General features: G+C 57.9%; 3 protein-coding genes. All 3 read right to left on the bottom strand.

The annotated features are described in order from the left end of the window. Positions 1–48: 48 nt before the first annotated feature. From DCO47_RS26080 to DCO47_RS26070, 3 genes are read right to left on the bottom strand one after another with little or no spacing between them, the layout of a single operon-like run. Positions 49–2,352 carry an intermembrane transport protein PqiB gene (locus tag DCO47_RS26080; protein ID WP_116659231.1) on the bottom strand — a complete coding sequence of 768 codons (2,304 nt, stop codon included), beginning with the start codon at positions 2,350–2,352 and terminating at the stop codon, positions 49–51. Continuing rightward, a complete protein-coding gene (locus DCO47_RS26075; protein WP_116659230.1) occupies positions 2,345–2,968 on the bottom strand; it encodes a paraquat-inducible protein A in 624 nt (207 codons plus the stop codon). The genes DCO47_RS26080 and DCO47_RS26075 overlap by 8 nt, the downstream gene beginning before the upstream one ends. Further along, positions 2,955–3,614, bottom strand: coding sequence for a paraquat-inducible protein A (locus tag DCO47_RS26070; protein ID WP_042609676.1), 660 nt, complete (start codon positions 3,612–3,614; stop codon positions 2,955–2,957). The genes DCO47_RS26075 and DCO47_RS26070 overlap by 14 nt, the downstream gene beginning before the upstream one ends. Between the last annotated feature and the right edge of the window lie 223 nt (positions 3,615–3,837).

Here is a 3,837-nt window from a genome sequence, read left to right as displayed (position 1 = left end):
TCCCCTGTGGGAGCGAGCCTGCTCGCGAAGACGTCTCAACAGACGCCACTATTTACCAAGCTGAATCTTCGGCGCCCAGGTCAGCCATTCTTCCTCGAACTTGTCGAACAGCGGGAACGTCTGCTCGGCCCGCGCCGGATTGCCCATGCGCTCGCCCTCCGGTGTGGCGAAGGCGATGCCGCCCTGAATCAGTGTCTCCAGCGACTCGGTTCGCACCGTCACGCCCTTGAACAACCCGTAATCGAAGCCCACGCCGCTGGTGTTCCAGAAGCGGCTGCCGCTGCGCACCAGTGGCGCGTACTTCGGCTCGATCAGGACGTGCACCAACACCCGGTCAGCCGTCTGGCCCAACTCATAACCGGTGACCTTGCCGACGGTGATTTCACGGTAAGTCACTGGCACGCCAGGCTTCAGCGAACCGCGACGTGCGGCGCTCAACACCAGACTCAAACCGGCTTCCTGTTTAGTGACTTCCGGCGCCTCGGCCAAGGCAACGAAGTTCTTCTGCGGGCCGAGATTCTTCGCCGCTGGCTGGACTTCGATGTACTTACCGGTGACCAGCGTTTCCAGGTTCTGCGTCTTGATCAGTCCCAGTTCCGGCTTGACCACCCAGAACTGACTGCCGACTCGGGCAATCTTCTCCGGCACTTCGGTGATGCGCGCGGTGAGGATCACTGACTGCATGTCATCGGTAAGATCGACGCTTTCAATCTTGCCGACATCCAGCCCCTTGAAACGCACCGGCGTACCGCTGCTCAAACCGTCGGCGCGATCGACTTTGATGGTCACCACTGCGCCTTTCTTGTTCGCCTCGTCGTGATCGGCGTACAGACGGAAGCGCGGGATGCGTTTCTTCAACGGCGCATTGGCTTGCGGCGTTTCGAATGCGATACCGCCAGCCATCAGAGTCTGCAGGGATTCACTCTTCACCTGAATCCCGCCGGTCAAGCCACCCGTGAGGGTGATGCCGCTGACGTTCCAGAAACGGGTCGAAGCGTTGACCAGGTTTTCGTATTCCTTCTCGATATGCACGCCAATGACCAGTTGCTTTTTGGTTCTGGAGAACTGGTAGCTCTGCACAGAACCGACCTTGACCTGCTTGTACAGAATCGGGCTGCCGACGTCGATCGAGCCCAGCGAATCAGTGAACAGTACCAAATGCAGCCCCGGCGAACGCAGATCCAGCGGCGGCGCTTTTGGCCGCGCCTCGAACTCGCGTTTCGGCGCTGCGCCCTTATCGCCCGGACGCACGGCGATGTAGTTACCTTTCACAAGTGCTTCGAGGCCAGTGATGCCGGCCAGGGAAATCGATGGTTTGACCACCCAGAACTGCGTGCCCTCCACCAGGTAGTCCTCAGCCAGCGGATCCAGAGTCAGCTCGGCTGTCGCGCTGTTCAGGTCCGGATCGACTTTCAGCGCTTTCAGGTTGCCGACCTGAATGCCCTTGTACATCACCGGCGTGCGGCCGGCCTGCAGGCCTTCGAAGTCGCTGAGTTTGACCTTCACGCGAATCCCGGCAGCGGCGGCGTCGAAATCCTCATAGAGACGGAACGGCAGGCTCGGGTCGGTCGGCGGGCTGTCCTTGCGATTTTCCGGTGTCGCGAAGGCGATACCGCCAGCGACGATGCTGGCCAGGGATTCGCTGCGCACTTTCACACCGGAGAGGTTGGCGTCGATGCTGATGCCGCTGGCGTTCCAGAATCGTGTATGTTTGCGCACCAGTTTGGCGTAGGTCGGCTCGATGAATACCTTCAGTTCAACGGTGCTCTGATCCTCGGAAAGCACATAGCTTTTCACCTGGCCGACCTTGATCTGCTTGTAGAACACCGGGCTGCCGCGATTCAAAGAGCCGAGGCGATCGGCCTTGATGGTCAGGTGCAGACCGGGCTTGGCGTCGGACAGTGGCGGCTCTTCGGCGAGTGCCTTGAACTTGCGTACCGGTTCGCCCTCTCCAGGACTGATCGCCACGTAATTACCCGAGACCAAGGTTTCCAGCCCGGTGATACCGGCCAGGGTCACGCTCGGTTTGACCAGCCAGAACCGCGTGCTGGTTTTCAGGTACTGCTCGACATCCTTGTTCATTTCGATGGTGGCGATCACTCCTTTGGAGTTGCCTTCATCGTCGAGCTTGAGCGTCTTGACCTTGCCGACCGGCATGCCTTTGTAGACCACTTCAGTCTTGTTGACCTGGATACCTTCGCCACTTTCAAAACGTACCTGAATCTCGATGCCGGTTTCCGACCAGGCACGCCAGCCGAGCCAGCCGCCGATGATCAGCGCAATCAGAGGCAGCACCCAAATAGCCGACCAGTTCGAAGCCGGTCGGGTTTTCGCTACAGGCAAATCAGTCATGGTCGTCGTCCGACTCCGTGTTATCCCAAATCAGTCGGGGATCGAAAGTTACTGCGGCGAGCATCGTCAGAATCACCACAGTGGCGAAGGCGACGGCGCCCAGATTGGCTTCGACACTGGCTATCCGGCCGAAGTTGACGACCGCCACGAGAATGGCGATCACAAAAATATCGAGCATCGACCAACGACCAATGAACTCGATGAAACGGTACATCCAGATGCGCTGACGGGCCGACAATGGCTGCCGGCGCTGCACGGAAAACAGCAACAACGCGATGCCGACCAGTTTGAAGGTCGGCACCAGAATACTGGCAATGAACACTACGGCGGCGATCGGAATCATGCCGTGCTGCACCAGTTGAATCACCCCGGACATGATGGTGCTCGGATCACCCTGGCCCAGAGAACTGACCGTCATGATCGGCAGGACATTCGCCGGGATATAGATGATGGCTGCCGTGATCAACAGCGCCCAGGTTCGGGTCAGGCTGTTCGGTCGGCGAGCGTGAACCTGAGCGCCGCAACGGGTGCAGTTTTGCTCATCGACGTCAGCGTCCTGCCTGTTCAGCTCGTGGCATTCGGTGCACACCAGAATGCCCGCATCAATCGCCCGCATGGGCATCCTCTCCTGATAATGCCTGCCAGATCTGATGCGGTGACATCACCACCTCCAGCCAGACTTGCACCAATAACAAGCCAATAAAACATGCCAGCCCGAGGCCGACGGTGATCGCTGCCATATCTGCCAGCTTCACGATCGCAACGAGGACGCCCATGAGGTAGACCTCGAGCATGCCCCAGTCTCTGAGGTGGTGGTAAATACGATAGAGCAGCAAGCCATAGCCGCGGCCGACATTGAAGCGAATCGTCAGTAGTACAAACAGCTGGCACAGCAACTTGAGCAACGGTATCGCCATACTGCAGAGGAAGACGACAATCGACACTCCTTGCATATCGGTATTGAACAGACCGACCACGCCACTCCACACCGTATCCTGTGACGATTGCCCGAGGATATTGAGTTGCATGATGGGTAAAAAGTTTGCCGGTACGTAAAGTAATAACGCGGCAATCACCAAGGCGAGGCTGCGCTGCACCACATTATGGCGGTGCGCATACAACTCGTAGCCGCAGCGCGGGCAGAGAGCTTTCTCACCGTGGGCAAGTGTCGGCTTGCGCATCAGCAGGTCGCACTCGTGACAGGCTATCAAGTCTTCCAGCGGTAAATCTGACAGCCCGGGGGCGTCAACCGATTCTGACATACAGGCTCTGACTCCGAAAAAGATGGGGCTATTCTAGTGTTCTGATTCGAAAATAACTGTGCAATTTTGTTCGCCGCAGCTCTGAAAACTTTCTCGCAGGCAAAACAAAACCCCAACTGCTTTCGCAATTGGGGTTTCGGAATTTAATCTTGACGATGACCTACTCTCACATGGGGAAACCCCACACTACCATCGGCGATGCATCGTTTCACTGCTGAGTTCG

It is taken from the genome of Pseudomonas sp. NDM (assembly GCF_003105095.1).
GTDB lineage: Bacteria > Pseudomonadota > Gammaproteobacteria > Pseudomonadales > Pseudomonadaceae > Aquipseudomonas > Aquipseudomonas moraviensis_A.
This window is presented reverse-complemented; position numbering and strand designations above follow the sequence as displayed.